The sequence below is a fragment of the Nocardioides sp. genome (genome assembly GCF_030149505.1).
GTDB lineage: Bacteria > Actinomycetota > Actinomycetes > Propionibacteriales > Nocardioidaceae > Nocardioides.
In genome coordinates, this window is record NZ_JASBRN010000037.1 from 41,387 (window position 1) to 60,909 (window position 19,523).

Below are 19,523 nucleotides of genomic sequence, written 5' to 3' on the forward strand. Positions count from 1 at the left end.
CTCCATCATCGAGCGGACAGCGCGCACAGCGCGCCGTGGGGTGGCAGCGGAGATCTCAGCCATGGAGCGCCTCCATCATCGCGTGTGCGGTCTCGTTCTCGTCCAGGCCGTCGGCCTCCGCCTTGGCCTTGGCCTCCAGCACGATCCGGAAGTCCCGGGGCATGACCTCGGTGAACCGGGTCAGTGAGGTCTCCCAGTCCTCGAGCAGCTCCGCAGCGACCTCGGAACCGGTCTCCTCGGCGTGCGCGCGGACCATCGACTCCAGCTCGCGAGCGGCCTCTCCGACGACCGGGCCGAGCTCGACGAGCTCCTTGTTGACCCGGAAGTCCTTGAGGTCCAGCACCCAGGCGATGCCGCCGGACATGCCGGCCGCGAAGTTGCGTCCGGTCCGCCCGAGCACCGCGAGGCGACCGCCGGTCATGTACTCCGCGGCGTGGTCGCCCACGCCCTCGGTCACGACCCAGGCACCCGAGTTGCGCACGCAGCAGCGCTCGCCGACACCGCCGCGGACGAAGATGTCACCCGACGTGGCGCCGTAGGCGATCGTGTTGCCGGCGATGATCTGCTCGTCGGCGCGGAAGGTGGCAGCCCGGTCGGGGCGGACCACGATCCGGCCCCCGGAGAGGCCCTTGCCGACGTAGTCGTTGGCGTCGCCCTCGAGGCGCAAGGTGACGCCGCGCGGCACGAAGGCACCGAAGGACTGGCCGGCCGACCCCGTGAAGGTGAGGTCGATGGTGCCGTCCGGCAGGCCCTCGCCGCGGTACCGCTTGGTCACCTCGTGGCCCAGGATCGTGCCGACGGTGCGGTGGACGTTGCGGATGGCCAGCTGTGCCCGGACGGGCTCGCCCTTCTCCAGCGCCGGCTGGCACAGCGGCACCAGCTCGGTCATGTCGAGGGATGCCTCGAGGGCGTGGTCCTGCTCCTTGGTGCAGCGCAGGTCCTGGTCGGGGAAGGCCGAGGTGTCCGGCAGGTGCAGGATCGGGCTGAGGTCCAGCCCGTGCGCCTTCCAGTGGTCAACGGCCGGCTGGACGTCGAGTGCCTCCACGTGGCCGATCGCCTCGTCGAGGGTGCGGAAGCCCAGCTCGGCGAGGTACTCGCGGACCTCCTCGGCGATGTACTCGAAGAAGTTCACGACGTACTCGGCCTTGCCGGAGAAGCGCTCGCGCAGGACCGGGTTCTGCGTCGCGACGCCCACGGGGCAGGTGTCGAGGTGGCAGACGCGCATCATGATGCAGCCCGAGACCACCAGCGGGGCGGTCGCGAAGCCGTACTCCTCGGCGCCCAGCAGAGCGGCCACGACCACGTCGCGCCCGGTCTTGAGCTGGCCGTCGGCCTGCACGACGATCCGGTCGCGCAGCCCGTTGAGCAGCAGGGTCTGCTGGGTCTCGGCCAGGCCGAGCTCCCAGGGACCACCGGCGTGCTTGAGCGAGGTCAGCGGGGAGGCGCCGGTGCCGCCGTCGTGGCCGGAGATGAGCACCACGTCCGCGTGCGCCTTGGACACGCCCGTCGCCACCGTGCCGACACCGACCTCGGAGACCAGCTTCACGTGGACGCGGGCACTCGGGTTGGCGTTCTTGAGGTCGTGGATCAGCTGCGCCAGGTCCTCGATGGAGTAGATGTCGTGGTGCGGCGGCGGGCTGATCAGGCCCACGCCCGGCGTGGAGTGCCGGGTCTTGGCCACCCACGGGTAGACCTTGTGGCCGGGCAGCTGGCCGCCCTCGCCGGGCTTGGCGCCCTGGGCCATCTTGATCTGGATGTCGTCGGAGTTGGTGAGGTACTCCGACGTCACGCCGAACCGGCCGCTCGCGACCTGCTTGATCGAGCTGCGCCGCTCGGGGTCGTAGAGCCGCTCGGGGTCCTCGCCGCCCTCACCGGTGTTGGACTTGCCGCCCAGCCGGTTCATGGCGATCGCGAGGGTCTCGTGTGCCTCGGAGCTGATCGAGCCGTAGGACATCGCACCGGTGGAGAAGCGCTTGACGATCTCCGAGACCGGCTCGACCTCCTCGATCGGGATCGGCTGGCGGCCCAGCGAGGCGGCGTCCTTGAACGCGAAGAGCCCGCGCAGGGTCATCAGTCGCTCGGACTGCTCGTCGACGCGCGAGGTGTACTGCTTGAAGACGTCGTACCGGCCGGCGCGCGTGGCGTGCTGGAGGCGGAAGACGGTCTCCGGGTCGAAGAGGTGCGGCTCGCCCTCGCGGCGCCACTGGTACTCGCCGCCCACCTCGAGCTCGCGGTGCGCCGGGCTGATCCCGCCGCGGGGGTACGCCGTGCGGTGCCGCAGCGCGACCTCCTGGGCGATCACGTCGAGCTCGATGCCGCCCAGCTTGGAGGTGGTGCCGGTGAAGTACTTGTCCACCACGGCCTGCGAGAGGCCGACGGCCTCGAAGATCTGCGCGCCGGTGTACGAGGCAACCGTGGAGACGCCCATCTTGGACATCACCTTGAGCACGCCCTTGCCGAGCGCCTTGACGAGGTTCTTGACCGCGACCTCGGGCTCGGCCTTGACGTAGAAGCCCTCGCGCGCGAGGTCCTCCACCGACTCCATGGCGAGGTAGGGGTTGACCGCCGCGGCGCCGTACCCCACGAGCAGGGCGACGTGGTGCACCTCGCGGACGTCACCGGCCTCGACGAGCAGGCCGACCTGGGTGCGGGTCTTCTCCCGGACCAGGTGGTGGTGCACCGCGCCGGTGAGCAGCAGCGACGGGATCGGCGCGAGCTCGGCGGTGGAGTGGCGGTCCGACAGCACGATGATGCGCGCGCCGTCCGCGATCGCGGCGCTGACCTCGGCGCAGATCTCCTCGATCCGCGCGGCCATCGCCGCTCCCCCGCCCTCGACCTCGTAGAGGCCGCGCGAGACGTGCGTGATGAAGCCCGGCATGTCGCCGTCGCGGTTGATGTGGCGGATCTTGGCCAGGTCGTCGTTGGAGATGACCGGGAACGGCAGGACCACCTGGCGGCACGAGGCCGGGGTCGGGTCCAGCAGGTTGGCCTCGGGGCCGATGGTGCCGTTGAGGGAGGTGACGAGCTCCTCGCGGATCGCGTCCAGCGGCGGGTTGGTCACCTGGGCGAACAGCTGCGCGAAGTAGTCGAAGAGCAGCCGCGGCTTCTCCGACAGGGCAGCGATCGGGGTGTCGGTGCCCATCGATCCGATCGGCTCGGCGCCGGTGTTGGCCATCGGCGTGAGCAGGACCCGCAGCTCCTCCTCGGTGTAGCCGAAGACCTGCTGGCGACGGGTGACCGAGGCGTGCGTGTGGACCACGTGCTCGCGGTCGGGGATGTCGTCGAGGTGCACCAGGCCGGCGTGCAGCCACTCGTCGTACGGGTGCTCGGCGGCGAGGGAGCTCTTGATCTCCTCGTCCTCGACGATGCGGTGCTCCTCGGTGTCGACCAGGAACATCCGGCCCGGCTGCAGGCGGCCCTTGCGGACGATCGTCGCCGGGTCGAGGTCGAGCACGCCGACCTCGGAGGCCAGGACGACCAGGCCGTCGTCGGTGACCCAGTAGCGCGAGGGGCGCAGGCCGTTGCGGTCGAGCACGGCACCGATCTGGTCGCCGTCGGTGAAGACGACGCACGCCGGGCCGTCCCACGGCTCCATGAGGCTGGCGTGGAACTCGTAGAACGCGCGGCGCTTCTCGTCCATCTCGGCGTGGTTCTCCCACGCCTCGGGGATCATCATCAGCACCGAGGGCGGCAGCGAGCGCCCGCCCATGTGCAGCAGCTCGAGGACCTCGTCGAAGGACGCGGAGTCCGAGGCACCCGGGGTGCAGATCGGGTAGAGCCGCTCGAGGTCGCCCGGGATCAGGTCGGACTCCAGCAGCGCCTCGCGGGCCCGCATCCAGTTGCGGTTGCCCATGACGGTGTTGATCTCGCCGTTGTGGGCGATGAACCGGAACGGGTGCGACAGCGGCCAGCTCGGGAAGGTGTTGGTGGAGAAGCGCGAGTGCACCACCGCGAGGGCGGAGGCGACGCGCTCGTCGACCAGGTCCGGGAAGAACCGGTCGAGCTGGTCGGTGGTGAGCATGCCCTTGTAGGCGATGGTCCGCGAGGAGAGCGACGGGAAGTAGACGTCGGTCTCGCGCTCGGCGCGCTTGCGCAGGCAGAAGGCCATCCGCTCCAGCTGCATGCCGGCGACGCGCTGGGTGGCGCCGGCGACGAAGAGCTGGCGGAAGGTCGGCATGACACCGAGCGCGGTGGCGCCGAGGACCGAGGAGTCGGTCGGGACGTCGCGCCAGCCGAGGACGGCCAGCCCCTCCTCCGCGGCGATCTCCTCGATGCGTGCCACCTGGGAGGCGACCTGGGACTCGTCGCCCGGCAGGAAGGCCGTGCCGACGGCGTACGAGTGCTGGGCCGGGAGGTCGATGCCGGCCTCGGCGGCCACGTCGCGCAGGAACGCGTCGGGGACCTGCATGAGGATGCCGGCACCGTCGCCGGAGTTGGGCTCGGCGCCCGCGGCACCGCGGTGCTCGAGGTTGCGCAGGGCCGTGAGTGCCTTGGCCACGATGTCGTGGCTGGCGACGCCGGTCAGGGTCGCGACGAAGGCCACACCGCACGCGTCGTGCTCGTGGCGGGGGTCGTAGAGCCCTTGGGGCGGCGGGAATGCGTGCTGGTAGGGCACCGGGCGTTCTCCCGTCGTCGTCTCGCCGGGGCAGGTGCCGACCGGCGTCGTGGTGGTGGAGCCCGCGTGCGCGGCCTCCGGGTGCAGGGGACGACGTTGGCCCACGTGCGGAGTTCTCAGGTTACCAGGGAGTTACGCCCGCCCAGCCGACCTGGGCCTAGTCGCGGACGGTCTCGCCGCCGGCCGGTGGGGCGGTCGCCGCCTCGGCGGCCAGGCGCTCGTCGGTGAGCACCTGCTCCTCGCGCTCGGGGTACCGGCGGCGGGACCAGACGAGGTACGCCGTGGCGAGCACGAACAGTACGAGGGAGGTCCACACGTTGAACCGCAGCCCGCCCACGTCGGTCAGCTGGACGTCGTCGATGCGCAGCATCTCGATCCACCCGCGACCGGCCGTGTAGAGCATCACGTAGAGCGCGGCCACCTGGCCGTGGCCCAGGCGGTGACGGCGGTCCAGCACGATGATCACCGCGAAGGCGGCCAGGCTCCACAAGGACTCGTAGAGGAAGGTGGGGTGGAAGGTGGTGCCGAGTTCGAAGGTCTGGTCGTCCGGCCAGTAGCGCGGGTCGATCTCCAGGCCCCACGGCAGGTCCGTCGGGCGGCCGTAGAGCTCCTGGTTGAACCAGTTGCCCCAGCGTCCGATCGCCTGGCCCACCAGGACCGCCGGCGCGAGCGCGTCGAGCAGCGGGCGCACCTGGACGCCCTGGCGGCGGGCCGCCAGGGCGATACCGAGCGCACCGAAGGCGATGCCGCCCCAGATGCCCAGGCCGCCGCGCCAGATGTAGAGCGCCTCCCACGGGTTGTCGCCCTCGCCGAAGTAGCGCCCGGCGTCGGTGGCCACGTGGTAGAGCCGGGCACCGACCAGCCCGAGGGGAACGGCGACGATCGCGAGGTCCTGGATGTCCCCGGCGCGACCGCCGCGGGCCACCCAGCGCCGCTCGGCGATCCAGATGGTGGCGACGATCCCGAGGATGATCGAGAGCGCGTAGCCGCGGATCGGCAGCGGCCCGAGGTACCACGTGCCCTCGGAGGGGCTGGGGATCGACAGCACGCTGAGCTGGAGCAGCAGGTCGGGCATCACGTGTCGCTCCTCAGAAGCAGGGAGAGGTCGGAGGCGAGGTCGGCCGACGAGACGTCCTGCCGCCAGAACGCCGGGGCCAGGCCGTCACCGTCGACGGCGATGACCTGGGAGCCGTGGCTGCCCAGATCGTAGCCGCCCGAGGCCAGCTCCTCGGCGTCGGCCACGAAGATGCCCACGCTCTCGGCCAGGCCCCTGATGGCGTCGAGGTCGCCGGTGAGGCCGACGGCGGTCGGGTCGTAGCCGTCGAGGTAGCGACGCAGCCGCTCCTCGTCGTCACGAGAGGGATCCGTGGTCACGAAGACCAGCTGGACCTGCTCGCGCTCCTCCGGCTCGAGCCGGGTCAGCGCCGTCGCGATCGACGACATCACCAGCGGGCACACGTCGGGGCAGTTGGTGTAGCCGAAGAAGACCAGGCTCAGCCGAGCACCCGGCTGGGCGAGGCTCAGCTCGCCGCCCTCGGTGGTGGCGAGCGGCACGTCGGCCAGCTCGAAGGGCGGGTCGACCGGTGCGGCGGTCAGGGTGCCGGCCGGCTGCTCGTCGCCCCCGCAGGCGGTCAGCGCGGCGGCCAGGAGCACACCCAGGCCACCGGCCAGGACCGCGCGCCGGCCGGGCCCGACGGACCGCTCAGGCACGGCGTCGTACGCCGGCGGCCAGGTCCTCGGTGAGCGCGCGAAGCGCCGCGAGACCGGCAGCGCGGTCGTCGGGGTGGTCGAGGAGCGTGCGCACGAAGGCGGAGCCGACGATGACGGCGTCGGCGTACGACGCCACCTCGGCGGCCTGGTCGCCGCTGCTCACGCCGAGGCCGACGCCGACGGGCAGCTGGTGCGCGGAGGCGGCCCGCTTGGTGCGCGCGACGAGCGGCCCGGCGAGGTCGCTGGTGCTGGCCCGGGCGCCGGTCACGCCCATGACGGCGGTGGCGTAGACGAAGCCGCGCGAGGCCGCCACGGTCGACTCGATCCGGGCGTCGGTGGAGGACGGGGCCACGAGGAAGATCTTGTCGAGGCCGCGCTCGTCGGCGGCCTCGCTCCACTCGGGGGCGTAGTCGGGCGTGAGGTCGGGGGTGATCAGCCCTGCTCCCCCGGCGTCGGCCAGGGCCTGCGCGAACCGGTCCACGCCGTACCGCTCGACGGGGTTCCAGTAGGTCATCACCACGGTGGGCGTGCCAGTGGCGGCGACGGCCTCGACGGTGCGGAAGACGTCGGCGATCCGGAAGCCGCTCTCGAGTGCCTGCTGGGCGGCAGCCTGGATGGTGGGACCGTCCATCACGGGGTCGGTGTAGGGGACGCCGACCTCGATGACGTCGCAACCGGCCTCGACCATCGTCAGCAGGGCGTCGATGCCACCCTCGACGTCGGGGAAGCCGGCGGGGAGGTAGCCCACGAGGACCGCGCGGTCCTCCGAGCGTGCCTTCTCGAAGGCCTCGGCGACGCTCACGCGGTGCCGCCCGGGGTCACGTCGCGGTGCGCCTCGCCCAGACCGAAGTACTCGATCGCGGTGCCCATGTCCTTGTCGCCACGGCCCGAGAGGTTGAGCAGGATGGTGGCGTCGGGGCCCTTCTCGGCGGCGAGCCGCTCGGCCACGCGCAGGCCGCCGGCGATCGCGTGCGCCGACTCGATGGCCGGGATGATCCCCTCGGTGCGCGCCAGCAGCGCGAAGGCCTCCATCGCCTCGGTGTCGGTGACCGGGATGTAGGTCGCCCGACCGCTGTGGGCCAGCTGGGCGTGCTGCGGGCCGACGCCGGGGTAGTCCAGGCCCGCGGAGATCGAGTGCGACTCCTTGGTCTGGCCGTCCTGGTCCTGCAGGACGTAGGTGCGGGCGCCGTGCAGCACGCCGCTCTCGCCGGCGTGGATGGTCGCGGCGTGCCGCGGGGTGTCGACACCCTCACCAGCGGCCTCGAAGCCGTAGACCTCCACCTCGGCGTCGTCGAGGAAGGCGGTGAACAGGCCGATGGCGTTGGAGCCGCCGCCGACGCAGGCACCGATCGCGTCCGGGAGCACGCCGTACTGCTCCAGGCACTGGGCACGCGCCTCGTCGCCGGTGCCGCGTACGAAGTCGCGCACCATGCTCGGGAACGGGTGCGGGCCCGCGGCGGTGCCGAAGAGGTAGGCGGTGTGGTCGACGCTGGCGACCCAGTCGCGCAGCGCCTCGTTGATGGCGTCCTTGAGCGTGGCGCTGCCCGACTCCACCGGCACGACCGTGGCGCCCAGCAGCTGCATGCGCGCCACGTTGAGCGCCTGGCGGCGGGTGTCGACGGCGCCCATGTAGACGGTGCAGTCGAGGCCGAAGTACGCCGCCGCGGTCGCGCTGGCCACGCCGTGCTGGCCCGCGCCGGTCTCGGCGATGACGCGCTTCTTGCCCATCCGCTTGGTCAGCAGCGCCTGGCCGATGACGTTGCGGATCTTGTGGGCACCGGTGTGGTTCAGGTCCTCGCGCTTGAGCAGCACCCGGCAGCCGACCATGTCGCTGAGCCGGCGGGCGTGGAAGAGCGGGCTGGGGAGACCGGCGTACTCGCGCAGGACCTGGTCGAACTCGCCCACGAAGGTCGGGTCGGCCATCGCGTCCTGCCAGGCCTCGGTGAGCTCGTCGAGCGCTGCGACGAGCGCCTCGGGCATGAAGCGGCCGCCGAAGAGGCCGGGCTCGCCGAACCAGCCGTGCTCGTCCGCGTCGAAGCGGCCGCGCTCGACGGTGGTCACGGCTCCGGCCGGACTGGTGGTGAGGTCGGTCATGCTCCTGCTCCTGTCATGACTCCGGTCATGGCGGCGACGGCGGCGCGCGGGTCGCCGTCCTTCACGAGGGCCTCGCCGACGAGGACCGCACGAGCGCCCTCGGAGACGAAGCGGGCTACGTCGTCGCGGCCGAAGATGCCGGACTCGGCCACCTTCACGCGGTCGTCGGGGATGCCCGGGGCGAGCCGCCCGAAGGTGTCGGGATCGATCTCGAGGGTCTTGAGGTTGCGGGCGTTGACGCCGACCAGCTCGGCACCCAGGGCCACGGCACGCTCGGCCTCGGCCTCGTCGTGGACCTCGACGAGCACGGTCAGTCCCAGCTCGCCGGCGGTGTCGTGCAGCCGGCGCAGGGTGTCGTCGTCGAGCGCTGCGACGATGAGCAGCGCCAGGTCGGCGCCGGCAGCCCGGGCCTCGACCAGCTGGTACTCGGTGACGATGAAGTCCTTGCGCAGCAGGGGCACGTCGACGGCGGCGCGGACCGCACGGAGGTCGGCCAGGCTGCCACCGAAGCGTCGCTGCTCGGTGAGCACGCTGATCGCGGCAGCACCGCCGGCGGCGTACTCCTTCGCCAGGACGGTGGGGTCGGGGATGTCGGCGAGCGCCCCCTTGGAGGGGCTGCGGCGCTTGACCTCGGCGATGACGCTCGAGCCGGGTGTGCGCAGCGCGGGCATCGGGTCCCGCGGCGGGTCGACGTCGGCGAGCGAGGCCCGCAGGTCGGCCAGGGACAGCGCGGCCTCGCGCTCGGCGAGGTCCAGGCGCACGCCGGCGACGATGTCGTCGAGGACCGACATGGCTGCTCCGTCCGGGCTTCGGGGGAAAGGACTCCTCCGAGTCTGTCACGGGCGGCGTAGCAGGCCCCGATCCGGGTACGGTCACGCCACGGACCACACCTGCGGTCCCTGACGCGAAGGAACCCGATGAGCTACAACGAGCCTCCCCCGCCGCCGCCCCCGGGCTACGGCGCACCCCAGCCGCCCTACGGCGCGCAGCCGGCCGGCACGTCGCAGAAGGCCATCTGGTCGCTGGTGACCGGCATCCTCGGCCTGCTGTGCTGCAGCCCGCTCGGCATCGTCGCGATCCTGCTCAGCCGGTCGGCGCAGGACGAGATCAGCACCACGGGCAAGGGCGGCGCCGGTCTGGCCAAGGCGGGCTTCATCCTGGGCATCATCGCCCTGGTGTTCATGGTGATCACGATCATCCTGGTCGCCACCGGCAACTTCGACTTCACGTTCGAGACCAGCTGAGCCTGACCTCCTAGGGAGCCAGCCAGGGGGCGACCGGGGTGTTGCGCAGCAGCGTGAACAGCCCGGTCGCCGCCAGCAGGACACCTCCGCCGACGAGCACGGCGGAGCGCGGCAGGCGCAGCTCGGTGCCGCGCCACCGCACCACCAACCAGGTCGCCAGCGCCAGCATCGCGAGGGGGGCGAGGAGGACGAGCAGCAGGTTGCTCGATGCTGCCGACGCAAGGTTGCCGTCGGTGAGGTCGTGCACGGCGCGCAGGCCGCCGCAGCCGGGGCACCAGAAGCCGATGGCGGCGCTGGGGCAGAAGCCCCAGGAGCCGGAGACGTGGGGGTCGCGGTAGTGCAGCGCGACGGTGGCCGCAGCCAGACCCCCGATCGTGACCAGCGGGGCTCGCACCCGCTCGGCCCGGCGCTGGGCCGGGGCGGGGGTGAGGAGCGCGGTCACGGGACCGGGGGCGTCGGGGTCAGTGACCCTCATGGAGGCCCATCTTGGCCATCACGAGGAAGACGACGCCCGCACCCAGGGTGATGGCCACGCCGGCCCAGAAGACCGGCATGCTGACCGGGTCGAACATGAGGCCGACGCTGCCCACGACGAAGCCGATCAGGCCCACGACGACCGCCGACCAGGCAGCAGGGGTGTTGCCGTGATTGCTGGACATGCGTGGCTCCTCGGTGTCGCGGGGGGATCTGCGGACAGTCTAGGGGGCGCGGCCCGACGGGCCGTCGGTCGGGTCGAGGCCCTGGTCGATGGCCTTCCAGAGGTCGAGCGAACCATCGGTCGTCCGGGTGGCCGCCGCGCTTGAGCCGGCTGGCGCGTCGTAGCGCTGGCCCATCTCCGGCCAGTCGCGGACGTTCCGGACGGCCAGACCCGCGGACGCGGTCATGACGACGGCACCCACCAGGGCCGCGACGTACCACCCCGTGACACCCGCTCCCCCGGTCGCACCGACCTGGGCCAGCGAATCCTCGACGGTGCCGCGCAGCTGACCCTGCGCCACCGCAGCTGCGGCGAGGGAGCCCAGGGACGCCAGGAGCGCCAGGCCGGCCGCCAGGCGGCGTACCCGCGCCCGGGTGACGAGGACGACGCCCCAGGCCGCGAGCACGACGAGGGCGAGCGAGGTGACCAGCGGCATCGTGAGGGCGTCGCCCGCGGTCGTGCCCGCGGTGACGAGGGCGACCGCGGCGGAGTCGGCGTCGACGCTCACCGCGGCCCGCGTGCCGGCGACCGCGCTCAGCGTGCCGGAGGCCAGGCCGGCCAGGACGGTCGGCCCGAAGAGCCGGCGACCGCGGCCGTGCCCGGTGGCTTCCTTGGTGGCGTCCTGCTCAGCCACGGGCGAGCACCAGGTCGGCATCGAAGCAGGTGCGGTCGCCGGTGTGGCAGGCGCCGTCGACCTGGTCGACCTTGACCAGGAGGGTGTCGCCGTCGCAGTCGAGCCGGATCTCGACGACGCGCTGGGTGTGGCCGGAGGTCTCCCCCTTGACCCAGTACTCCTGGCGGCTGCGGGACCAGTACGTCGCGCGGCGGGTGTCGAGGGTGCGCGCGAGCGCCTCGTCGTCCATCCAGCCGAGCATCAGCACCTCGCCGGTGTCGTGCTGCTGGACCACCGCCGGCACCAGCCCGTCGGGGGTGCGCTTGAGCCGGGAGGCCAGGTCGGGATCGAGCCCCGGGGACGCGGTCGTCATGTCCTCATCATCGCGCGCGGGTGGGCAGGACGCGCCACGGGGCACCGCGGCGGTCTCCCGCCGGGGTGCCCCGTGTGCGTGCTGCGCGCTGCTGCTGCTGGGTCGGGCCCGGTGTCAGCGGCCCGGTGTCAGCGGATGGTGAAGGTGAAGGTCTTCGACCGCTCCCGCACCAGGTCGTTGCCCTGGAACGTGAGCCGCACCGAGTGGAAGCCCTTCTTCAGGCCGCGCACGACCAGCTTGCGCTTGCCCTCGGCGTTGAGCATGCCGCCGGCGAGCCGCTTGCTGCCCTCCTTGAGGACCAGGGCGCCCTGGACGGGGTCCTGGGTCGAGGCCGTCACGGTGACCCGGAGGACGAACTTGTTGCCCTTGATCTTCTTCTTGGTGTCGAGCCGCGGCTTGACCGGGTCGGTCGGCTCTGCGTCCGGGACGGTGCCGGCCTGGACCGTGCGGACGACGTCCGCGCAGTCGGTCTTGCTGTAGGTCACGCGGACCGCCAGGGCGGAGCCCGCGTCGGCAGTGACGACGCGGTACGTCGCACCGGTGGCGCCGGTGATGACCCGGCCGTCGCGCAGCCACTGGTAGGTGGCCGTGACACCGTCGGGGGTGGTCGTGCCGTTGGTGACGGCGAGGACGTTGCCCACCTCGGGCGTGCCGGCGACGGTCGGACCACCGGTGACCGTGATCTCGCAGGTCTCCGGGTCGGTGCCGTCGGCCGGCGCGACCAGTGCCGTCTGGGCCGACGTCGCCTGGCCGGAGGTGAGCCCGGTCTTGGCCGCGGTCACCCGCACGCTCATGCGCTTGCCGGCCTGGGTCGCGGTCAGCACGAAGGTCTGCTGGGTCGCACCGGTGACGGCCACGCCGTCGGCCAGCCACTGGTAGGTGAACGAGGTCGGCTCGTTGGTCCAGGTGCCGTTGGTGGTCGACAGCTGCTCACCGACCTTGGCGGTGCCCGACACGACCGGGAGCGACCGGTTGGTCACCTTGGTCGGGTCCTCGGCCACCGGGGCGGTGGACTCCGAGGAGGCCGTGCCCGGGGTGTAGCCCGAGGGCTTGGTGGCCGTGACCGTGACCCGGATGGCGCTGCCGACCAGGCTGTCGGTCAGCGCCAGCGTGTTGGTCGTCGCGCCGGCGATGGGCTGGCCGTTGGCCATCCACTGGTAGGCGAAGCTCGGCGACGGGTCGTTCCACGTGCCCGGCAGGGCGGTCAGCGTGTTGCCGACCGTCGGGGTGCCCGAGATGGTCGGCCGCGCGGTGTTGCGCAGCACGCCGCGGGCGACGGGGGCGGTCTTGTCCGAGAGCGCGACCCGGTCGGGGTCGTTGGTGGTCTCGGTGACCTCGAGCTGCAGTTCCTTGCCGAGCAGCTCCGGCGTGACGGCGAGCGTCTTACCGGTGGCGCCGGGTACCACGACCTCGTCGGCGAGCCATCGGTAGGTGAAGGTCCCACCCTCGCTCCATACGCCGTCGGTGCCGGTCAGGGTCTCGCCCACCACCGCCGATCCGGTGACCTGCGGGACCTGACGGTTCTCGGTCGTCGTGTCCGCGCCCTGGAGCGGGTCGGACATGACGGACAGGCCGGTGGGGAGACTGTTCTCGGCCGGGCTGGTCACGTTGGACGCCGAGACCGCGGTCACCTGGACCACGTAACGCGCCGGTGTGAAGCCGGGGAAGCCGGGGAGCGGGAGCACCCGACCGGGGATGTCGTACGTCGACCCCGTCGCGCCCGAGATGGCGGTGAAGTCCCCGGTGGCTCCTGCCGAGAACCACTGGTAGCGATAGGTCAGGCCAGCACCGGACCACGTGCCCGGGTTCGCGGCCAGGGTCTCGCCCTCTGCCGCGATGCCGGTGATGAACGGCGGCTGCAGGTTCACGGGCGAACCATCGGTGAGCCGGATGTCGATGCCGTCGACGTCGACCCCGGCGAGCACGACGTCCGACGCCTCGTTGAACGTCCTGACGGTCTGCGTGCGGGTCTTGTAGAAGCTGCCGTCGGCCGCGCCACCGACACCGACCCGGTAGGTACGGCTGAGGAGGTCGAGGACGTAGGAGCCGTCGACCGCAGTCGTGGCGGCGACGTTCGAGATCGGGTCGCTGAGGACCGGCGCGCCGTCGTTGACGTCGACCACGTAGCGGTAGAACGCCTTCACGGACTCACCCTGCTTGGCAGCGCCGAGCCGGTCGCTCACCTTGCCCCGGATCTCCGCCGACAACGGCAGGGCGAACTTCTGCAGGCTCAGCGCCTGCTCCTGGCCGATCGTGATGCTGGCGGCATCGTCGAGACCGACGAGTCCGGGGAGGAAGCCCTCGCCCTCGCGGACGGCGTTCGTGGCCGGGTTGTCGACGAGCTTGAGCCGGTAGCTGCCGCTGGTGAGGCTGAAGGAGAAGGCGCCGGTGTTGCTGAGCACCGTGGACAGGTTGTCGCCTGTGCGGCCGCGGCTCTTCGCGAGCTCCCAGGTCGAGTGGGCAGGGCCACCGTCCTCACCCTGCTCGGTGTAGTCGATCTTCTTCCAGAGCTCGACGACTCCGCCGCCGGTGTAGGCGGTGCCGTCACTGTTGGTGACCGACCCACCGAAGGAGGCCAGGGTCGACAGCACCATGTCGCGACCGGTCAGCACCTGGTTCTGGGCGACGGTGAGGCTCTGTGCGGCGTTGGGGTCGGTGGCGTTCGGGAACCAGCGGACCTCGCGGCCCGCGTTGCCCGCGAACTCCAGGCGGAACGGGGTGGCGGCAGGCACGTCCAGGACGTAGGTGCCGTCGTTGGCGGTGGTGGCGGTGGTGCTGCCGAGGGGACTCCAGCTACCGAGACCGGACGCGGGCGTGGCGGGCGTGTAGGTGATGGGCGTGACCTTCACCCCACTCAGAGCGACACCGTTGCGGTCAGTCACCTTGCCCGTGACCTGGGTGGCCGGCGCAAGGACGGCGTCGATACCCGTCCTCGGGTTCTCGAAGGTCGGCGCCACGGTCTCGTTCGCGGTGACCGCAGCCTCACGCGTCGCCTCGTCCTGGTAGTACTCGGTCACGAAGCCCGGGGCGCTGAAGCCGACGACGTACTTGCGAGTGCCCTCAGGGACGGGGACCCGGGCGACGTACTGACCGTTGACGTCGGTCCTGGCCTTGGTCGACTGCACCTCCACCCACGTCGTCTGACCCGTGTTGCTCGTGGTCGGGTACTCGACCGAGATCGTCACGTCCTTGACCGGCGTGGCAGGGGTCCCGGTCGTGACACGACCGCTGATCGTGGTGGTCGTCGCAGCCGGGAGCGAGGCGTTGATCGCCTGGGCCACGCCCTTCTCGACGGTGATGAGCGGCGCGGTCTTCGGGTCGGTGGACCGGGTGCCGTTCGAGGACAGGTAGAACGTGCCGAAGGCGGGAGCACGGACCTCGAGCAGGTAGGAACCGAAGGTCAGGTCGAGCGGACCCCAGCGGCCGTCGGCGTCGGTCACGAACTTCTCGCCCTGGCCCAGCTCGGGCGTGTAGGTGACGTCACCGGTCTGTGCGTCCGCGGGCGAACGCTGGTAGAGCCGGAACTCCGCGTCCTGGATGGGTGCCCCACCGGTGGTGGTCAACCGACCACCGATCTCGCTGCGCGTGAGACTGGCGAGGGAGCCGTCGATGCCGGTCCTCGTGCCCCCGTCGGTGACAGCGACGTCCGCTGCGGAAGCGGCGTCCTGGACGTTGTTGAAGAACTCCGACTCCAAGCCGGAGCCGCTGAAGAACACGTTGTACGTGCCGGCGCCATCGGGGGTGGACAACGAGTAGGTCCCGTCCGGACCAGTGGTGGTCGTGGGGCCGTTCGCGATGGCCGCGCCCGCCGAGGTGCGCAGCTCGACCAGAACTCCAGGAAGGGGGCTGTTCGCGAGGGAACCCTGTCGCGTCACCTTGCCGGTGATCGTCCCCGTCGCGGCGTACGCCGGGGCGCTGAGACCTCCCACCACGAGCCCGAGCAGGGTCAGGAAGAGGAGCGGGATCGCACCGAGTCGGGTCAGACGTCGGGACGGGACTGCAGAGCGCATGTTCACCTCGAGGCGGGGGGTACAGACGGGACCGGTGGGGTGCCGGCACGCTCACAACCCCGACACCCCGCCGGGTGTTACGGGAGATCCCCGAGAAAGCCTCGAACACGGGAAGTTAAGGCCCTGTGGTCCAGACCACACCGGTGGGCGGCTTGGCTGCCCACCGCGCGGGACGGTAAAGGAGATCAGCGCACGGGGTGCCCTGCGGCCGCCAGGGATGCCTTGACCTCGGAGACCCGGCAGGTGCCGAAGTGGAAGACGGTGGCCGCGAGGACCGCGTCCGCCCCGGCGTCGACCGCCGGGGCGAAGTGCTCGAGCCGGCCTGCGCCGCCGGAGGCGATGACCGGGACGGTGACCTCACGGCGTACGGCAGCGATCAGCTCGAGGTCGAAGCCGTCCTGGGTGCCGTCGGCGTCCATCGCGTTGAGCAGGATCTCCCCCGCGCCGAGCTCGGCCGCCCGGGCCGCCCACTCCAGCGCGTCCACGCCGGCGGACTGCCGACCGCCGTGGGTGGTCACCTCGAAGCCGGACGGGCACCTGTTGGTCGAGCCTGTCGAGACCCGACGCGCGTCGACGGAGAGCACGAGCACCTGGTTGCCGAAGCGGTCGGCGATCTCGGCGATCAGCTCCGGCCGCCGGATCGCGGCGGTGTTGACCGCAACCTTGTCGGCGCCGGCGCGCAGGAGCCGGTCGACGTCCGCGGTCGAGGAGACTCCCCCGCCGACGGTCAGCGGGATGAAGACCTCCTCGGCGCACCGCGAGACCACCTGCATGGTCGTCGCGCGACCCTCGTGCGAGGCGGAGATGTCGAGGAAGGTCAGCTCGTCGGCACCCTCGGCGTCGTAGGTGCGGGCCAGCTCGACCGGGTCACCGGCGTCGCGGAGGTCCTGGAAGTTGATGCCCTTGACCACCCGGCCGCCGTCGACGTCGAGGCACGGGATGACCCGGACCGCCAGGCTCACGCGCGGCCCTGGGTCAGCGCGAGGGCGTCCTCGAGGGTGAAGCGCCCCTCGTAGAGCGCCGTGCCGGCGATCGCGCCCTCGACGCCGATCGGCACCAGGTCCATGAGCGCGCGGATGTCGTCGAGGGTCGTGACGCCGCCGGAGGCCACGACCGGCGCGGAGGTGACCGCGCAGACGTCGCGCAGCAGCTGGAGGTTGGGGCCGGCGAGCATGCCGTCCTTGTTGACGTCGGTGACGACGTACCGAGCGCAGCCCTCGGAGTCCAGACGGGCCAGCACGTCGTAGAGGTCGCCGCCCTCGCGGGTCCAGCCACGGGCGGCCAGGGTGCGGCCGCGGACGTCGAGGCCGATCGCGACCCGGTCGCCGTGCTCGGCGATGATCTTGGCGCACCACTCTGGCTGCTCGAGGGCCGCGGTGCCGATGTTGACCCGGGTGCAGCCGGTCGCCAGCGCAGCCTCGAGCGACTCGTCGTCGCGGATGCCACCGCTCATCTCGACCTTGATGTCGAGGGCGCCGACGATCTCGGCCTGCAGCTCGCGGTTGCTGCCGCGTCCGAAGGCAGCATCGAGGTCGACCAGGTGCAGCCACTCCGCGCCGGCGTCCTGCCAGCGGCGGGCCGCGGCCACGGGGTCGCCGTAGACGCGCTCGGAGCCGGCGACGCCCTGGGCGAGCTGGACGGCCCGGCCCTCGGTGATGTCGACGGCGGGCAGCAGCTCGAGGTAGTCGCTCATGTCTTCTTCCGGTGCTCTCTTCGTGTTCGTACGCCGCTGGGCGCGGCTCGCGGGGGTGTCGGCCGGTCCGGGTCGACTCAGAGGGTGGCGACCCAGTTGCGCAGGAGCGCGGCGCCGGCGTCCCCGGACTTCTCCGGGTGGAACTGGGTGGCCCACAGCGGGCCGTTCTCGACCGCCGCCACGAAGCGGTCGCCGGTCTCGGGGGTGGGACCGGTCTCGGTCCAGGTGACCAGGGGCGCGCGGGTGCGGTCGTTGGTCACCAACGTCCAGTCGCGCACGCCGTAGGAGTGGACGAAGTAGAACCGCTCGTCCTCGACGCCGGCGAACATCTGCGAGCCCTCGGGCACCGCGACGGTGTTCCAGCCCATGTGCGGCACCACGGGCGCCTGCAGGCGCTCGACCAGGCCCGGCCACTCGTCGCAGCCCTCGGTCTCGACGCCGTGCTCGATCCCGCGGGCGAAGAGCACCTGCATGCCGACGCAGATCCCGAGGACCGGGCGCCCGCCGGCGAGCCGACGGCCGATGATGCGCTCGCCCTTCACCGCCCGCAGACCGGCCATGCACGCGGCGTACGCCCCGACGCCGGGGACGAGCAGGCCGTCGGCCTCGAGCGCCGCGTCGAAGTCGGAGGTGAGCTCGACGTCAGCGCCGGCGCGCTCGACCGCGCGCACGGCGGAGCGGAGGTTGCCCGACCCGTAGTCGAGGACGACCACCCGGGGTGAGGTCACAGAGTGCCCTTGGTGGACGGCACGCCGGTCTCGCGCGGGTCGATCGCGACCGCGTCGCGGAAGGCCCGGGCGAACGCCTTGAACTGCGTCTCCACGATGTGGTGCGGCTCGCGACCGGCCAGCACCCGCACGTGGATCGCGAGGTGGGCGTGGAAGGCGATCGTCTCGAAGACGTGCTTGGTCAGCGACCCCAGGTAGGAGACGCCGGAGCCGCCGAGCTGGACGTACTGCTGACCCTCGGGCTCGCCGGTGTGCACGCAGTAGGGGCGACCGGAGACGTCGACCACGGCCTGGACCAGCGCCTCGTCGAGCGGCACGGTGGCGTCACCGAAGCGGCGCACCCCGGTCTTGTCGCCCAGCGCCTGGCGCAGGGCCTGGCCCAGCGCGATCGCGGTGTCCTCGACGGTGTGGTGGGCGTCGATGTGGACGTCGCCCTCGGTCTGCACCGTCAGGTCGACCAGCGCGTGCCGCGCGAAGGCGGTGAGCATGTGGTCGTAGAAGCCGACGCCGGTCGAGATGTCGTGGCGGCCGGTCCCGTCGAGGTCGACCTCGACGAGCACCTTGGACTCGCTGGTCTGGCGCTCCACGCGTCCGGTGCGGCTCATGGCTCTCTCCTCAGCTCTTCGCGTGCACCCGACTCCTCGAGCACCACGTCCACAGCAGCGCGGAACGCTGCCATCTCCTCGGGCGTCCCGATGGACACCCGCAGCCAGCCCTCGGGACCGACCTCGCGGACGAGGACACCCTCGTCCAGCAACCGCTGCCACACAGCATGCCGGTCCGCGAACCTGCCGAACAACGCGAAGTTCGCGTCGGAGTCGGCCACCTGCAGCCCCCGACCGCGCAGCCAGGCGACGCACTCGTCGCGCTCCCGTCGCAGGTCGTCCACCTTGCCGAGCAGCTCCTCGCGGTGGCGCAGCGCCGCCAGCGCCACGGCCTGGCTGACCGCGGACAGGTGGTAGGGCAGGCGCACGACCCGGATCGCGTCGCAGATCGCGGGGTCGGCGGCGAGGTAGCCCAGCCGCAGCCCAGCGCCTGCGAAGGCCTTGCTCATGGTGCGGCTGACCACCAGGTTGCGGTGGGTCGGCAGCAGCTCGACCGCGCTCGGCGTCCCGGCGCGGCGGAACTCGCCGTACGCCTCGTCGACGACCAGCAGTCCGTCCTCGCCGAGCGCGTCGCACAGCCGACCGACGGCCTCGGGGTCCAGTGCCGTGCCGGTCGGGTTGTTGGGGCTCGGCAGCAGCACGACGCTCGGCCGCTCGGCCTCCACCAGCGCCACGGCGGCGTCGACGTCGAGGGTGAAGTCCTCGGCCCGACGGCCGACCACGAAGCGCGAGTGGGTGTCGCGGGCGTACTCGGGGTACATCGAGTACGTCGGCGCGAAGCTCACCACGGTGCGCCCCGGTCCCCCGAAGGCCTGCAGGATCTGCAGCATCACCTCGTTGGAGCCGTTGGCCGCCCACACCTGCTCGGCGGTGATCGGCTCCTGGCCGGGCGCCACGTCACGGGAGAGGTACGCCGCCAGCGCCTCGCGCAGGGCCAGGTGCTCGCGGTCGGGGTAGCGGTTCAGCCCGCGGGCCGCCTCCGCGGCCGCGGCGGCGATGTCGGCGACGCAGGCCTCGGAGGGGCCGTAGGGGTTCTCGTTGGTGTTGAGCTGCACGGGCGCGACCTCCAGCGAGAGCTGGGGGGCGCCGTACGGCGCGAGGCCGCGCAGCTCCTCACGGAGCGGCGGGAAGGTCATGGGGC

At 72.0% G+C, this 19,523-nt stretch carries 17 protein-coding genes; 1 reads left to right on the forward strand and 16 read right to left on the reverse strand.

The annotated features are described in order from the left end of the window. Window positions 1-55 precede the first annotated feature (55 nt). The 6 genes from gltB to trpC all read right to left on the reverse strand — a co-directional run bounded on the left by gltB (window position 56) and on the right by trpC (window position 9,210). Window positions 56-4,615 (reverse strand): glutamate synthase large subunit, encoded by a 4,560-nt coding sequence (gene gltB, locus Q1V71_RS06935; protein WP_300642244.1) that lies wholly within the window; start codon window positions 4,613-4,615, stop codon window positions 56-58. Window positions 4,616-4,772: 157 nt separating this feature from the next. Then, complete coding sequence (gene lgt / locus Q1V71_RS06940; RefSeq protein WP_300642247.1) at window positions 4,773-5,690, reverse strand: prolipoprotein diacylglyceryl transferase; 918 nt, start codon at window positions 5,688-5,690, stop codon at window positions 4,773-4,775. Then, entirely contained in the window at window positions 5,690-6,325 is a 636-nt protein-coding gene (locus Q1V71_RS06945; protein WP_300642166.1) for an SCO family protein, read from the reverse strand. The genes lgt and Q1V71_RS06945 overlap by 1 nt, the downstream gene beginning before the upstream one ends. Further along, on the reverse strand, window positions 6,318-7,127 hold the full coding sequence (gene trpA / locus Q1V71_RS06950) for a tryptophan synthase subunit alpha (RefSeq protein ID WP_300642169.1): 810 nt from the start codon (window positions 7,125-7,127) through the stop codon (window positions 6,318-6,320). The genes Q1V71_RS06945 and trpA overlap by 8 nt, the downstream gene beginning before the upstream one ends. After that, window positions 7,124-8,419, reverse strand: coding sequence for a tryptophan synthase subunit beta (gene trpB / locus Q1V71_RS06955; RefSeq protein ID WP_300642172.1), 1,296 nt, complete (start codon window positions 8,417-8,419; stop codon window positions 7,124-7,126). The genes trpA and trpB overlap by 4 nt, the downstream gene beginning before the upstream one ends. Continuing rightward, window positions 8,416-9,210 (reverse strand): indole-3-glycerol phosphate synthase TrpC, encoded by a 795-nt coding sequence (trpC, locus tag Q1V71_RS06960; protein WP_300642175.1) that lies wholly within the window; start codon window positions 9,208-9,210, stop codon window positions 8,416-8,418. Before trpC ends, trpB begins: the two co-directional genes overlap by 4 nt. Before the next feature lie 126 nt (window positions 9,211-9,336). Between trpC and Q1V71_RS06965 the strand changes: the two genes are divergently transcribed. After that, window positions 9,337-9,663: a DUF4190 domain-containing protein gene (locus Q1V71_RS06965; protein WP_300642177.1), complete on the forward strand. Its 327-nt coding sequence runs from the start codon at window positions 9,337-9,339 to the stop codon at window positions 9,661-9,663. Window positions 9,664-9,673: 10 nt separating this feature from the next. Here Q1V71_RS06965 and Q1V71_RS06970 read toward each other — a convergent pair whose 3' ends face one another. From Q1V71_RS06970 to Q1V71_RS07015, 10 genes are all read right to left on the reverse strand, one after another. Continuing rightward, complete coding sequence (locus Q1V71_RS06970; RefSeq protein WP_300642179.1) at window positions 9,674-10,138, reverse strand: DUF2752 domain-containing protein; 465 nt, start codon at window positions 10,136-10,138, stop codon at window positions 9,674-9,676. Beyond that, complete coding sequence (locus Q1V71_RS06975; protein WP_300642182.1) at window positions 10,125-10,322, reverse strand: HGxxPAAW family protein; 198 nt, start codon at window positions 10,320-10,322, stop codon at window positions 10,125-10,127. Before Q1V71_RS06975 ends, Q1V71_RS06970 begins: the two co-directional genes overlap by 14 nt. Window positions 10,323-10,361: 39 nt before the next feature. After that, window positions 10,362-10,994, reverse strand: a complete 633-nt coding sequence (locus Q1V71_RS06980; RefSeq protein ID WP_300642184.1) for a Trp biosynthesis-associated membrane protein — start codon at window positions 10,992-10,994, stop codon at window positions 10,362-10,364. Then, window positions 10,987-11,346 carry a phosphoribosyl-AMP cyclohydrolase gene (gene hisI / locus Q1V71_RS06985; protein WP_300642185.1) on the reverse strand — a complete coding sequence of 120 codons (360 nt, stop codon included), beginning with the start codon at window positions 11,344-11,346 and terminating at the stop codon, window positions 10,987-10,989. Before hisI ends, Q1V71_RS06980 begins: the two co-directional genes overlap by 8 nt. 128 nt (window positions 11,347-11,474) lie before the next feature. Next, window positions 11,475-15,356 (reverse strand): hypothetical protein, encoded by a 3,882-nt coding sequence (locus Q1V71_RS06990; protein ID WP_300642187.1) that lies wholly within the window; start codon window positions 15,354-15,356, stop codon window positions 11,475-11,477. A gap of 185 nt (window positions 15,357-15,541) precedes the next feature. Next, window positions 15,542-16,318, reverse strand: coding sequence for an imidazole glycerol phosphate synthase subunit HisF (hisF, locus tag Q1V71_RS06995; protein ID WP_300642190.1), 777 nt, complete (start codon window positions 16,316-16,318; stop codon window positions 15,542-15,544). Beyond that, entirely contained in the window at window positions 16,315-17,049 is a 735-nt protein-coding gene (gene priA, locus Q1V71_RS07000) for a bifunctional 1-(5-phosphoribosyl)-5-((5-phosphoribosylamino)methylideneamino)imidazole-4-carboxamide isomerase/phosphoribosylanthranilate isomerase PriA (protein WP_300642192.1), read from the reverse strand. Before priA ends, hisF begins: the two co-directional genes overlap by 4 nt. Window positions 17,050-17,126: 77 nt before the next feature. Beyond that, window positions 17,127-17,777, reverse strand: coding sequence for an imidazole glycerol phosphate synthase subunit HisH (hisH, locus tag Q1V71_RS07005; protein WP_300642195.1), 651 nt, complete (start codon window positions 17,775-17,777; stop codon window positions 17,127-17,129). Further along, window positions 17,774-18,382, reverse strand: coding sequence for an imidazoleglycerol-phosphate dehydratase HisB (hisB, locus tag Q1V71_RS07010; RefSeq protein WP_300642197.1), 609 nt, complete (start codon window positions 18,380-18,382; stop codon window positions 17,774-17,776). The genes hisH and hisB overlap by 4 nt, the downstream gene beginning before the upstream one ends. Next, entirely contained in the window at window positions 18,379-19,518 is a 1,140-nt protein-coding gene (locus tag Q1V71_RS07015; protein WP_300642200.1) for a histidinol-phosphate transaminase, read from the reverse strand. The genes hisB and Q1V71_RS07015 overlap by 4 nt, the downstream gene beginning before the upstream one ends. Window positions 19,519-19,523 lie beyond the last annotated feature (5 nt).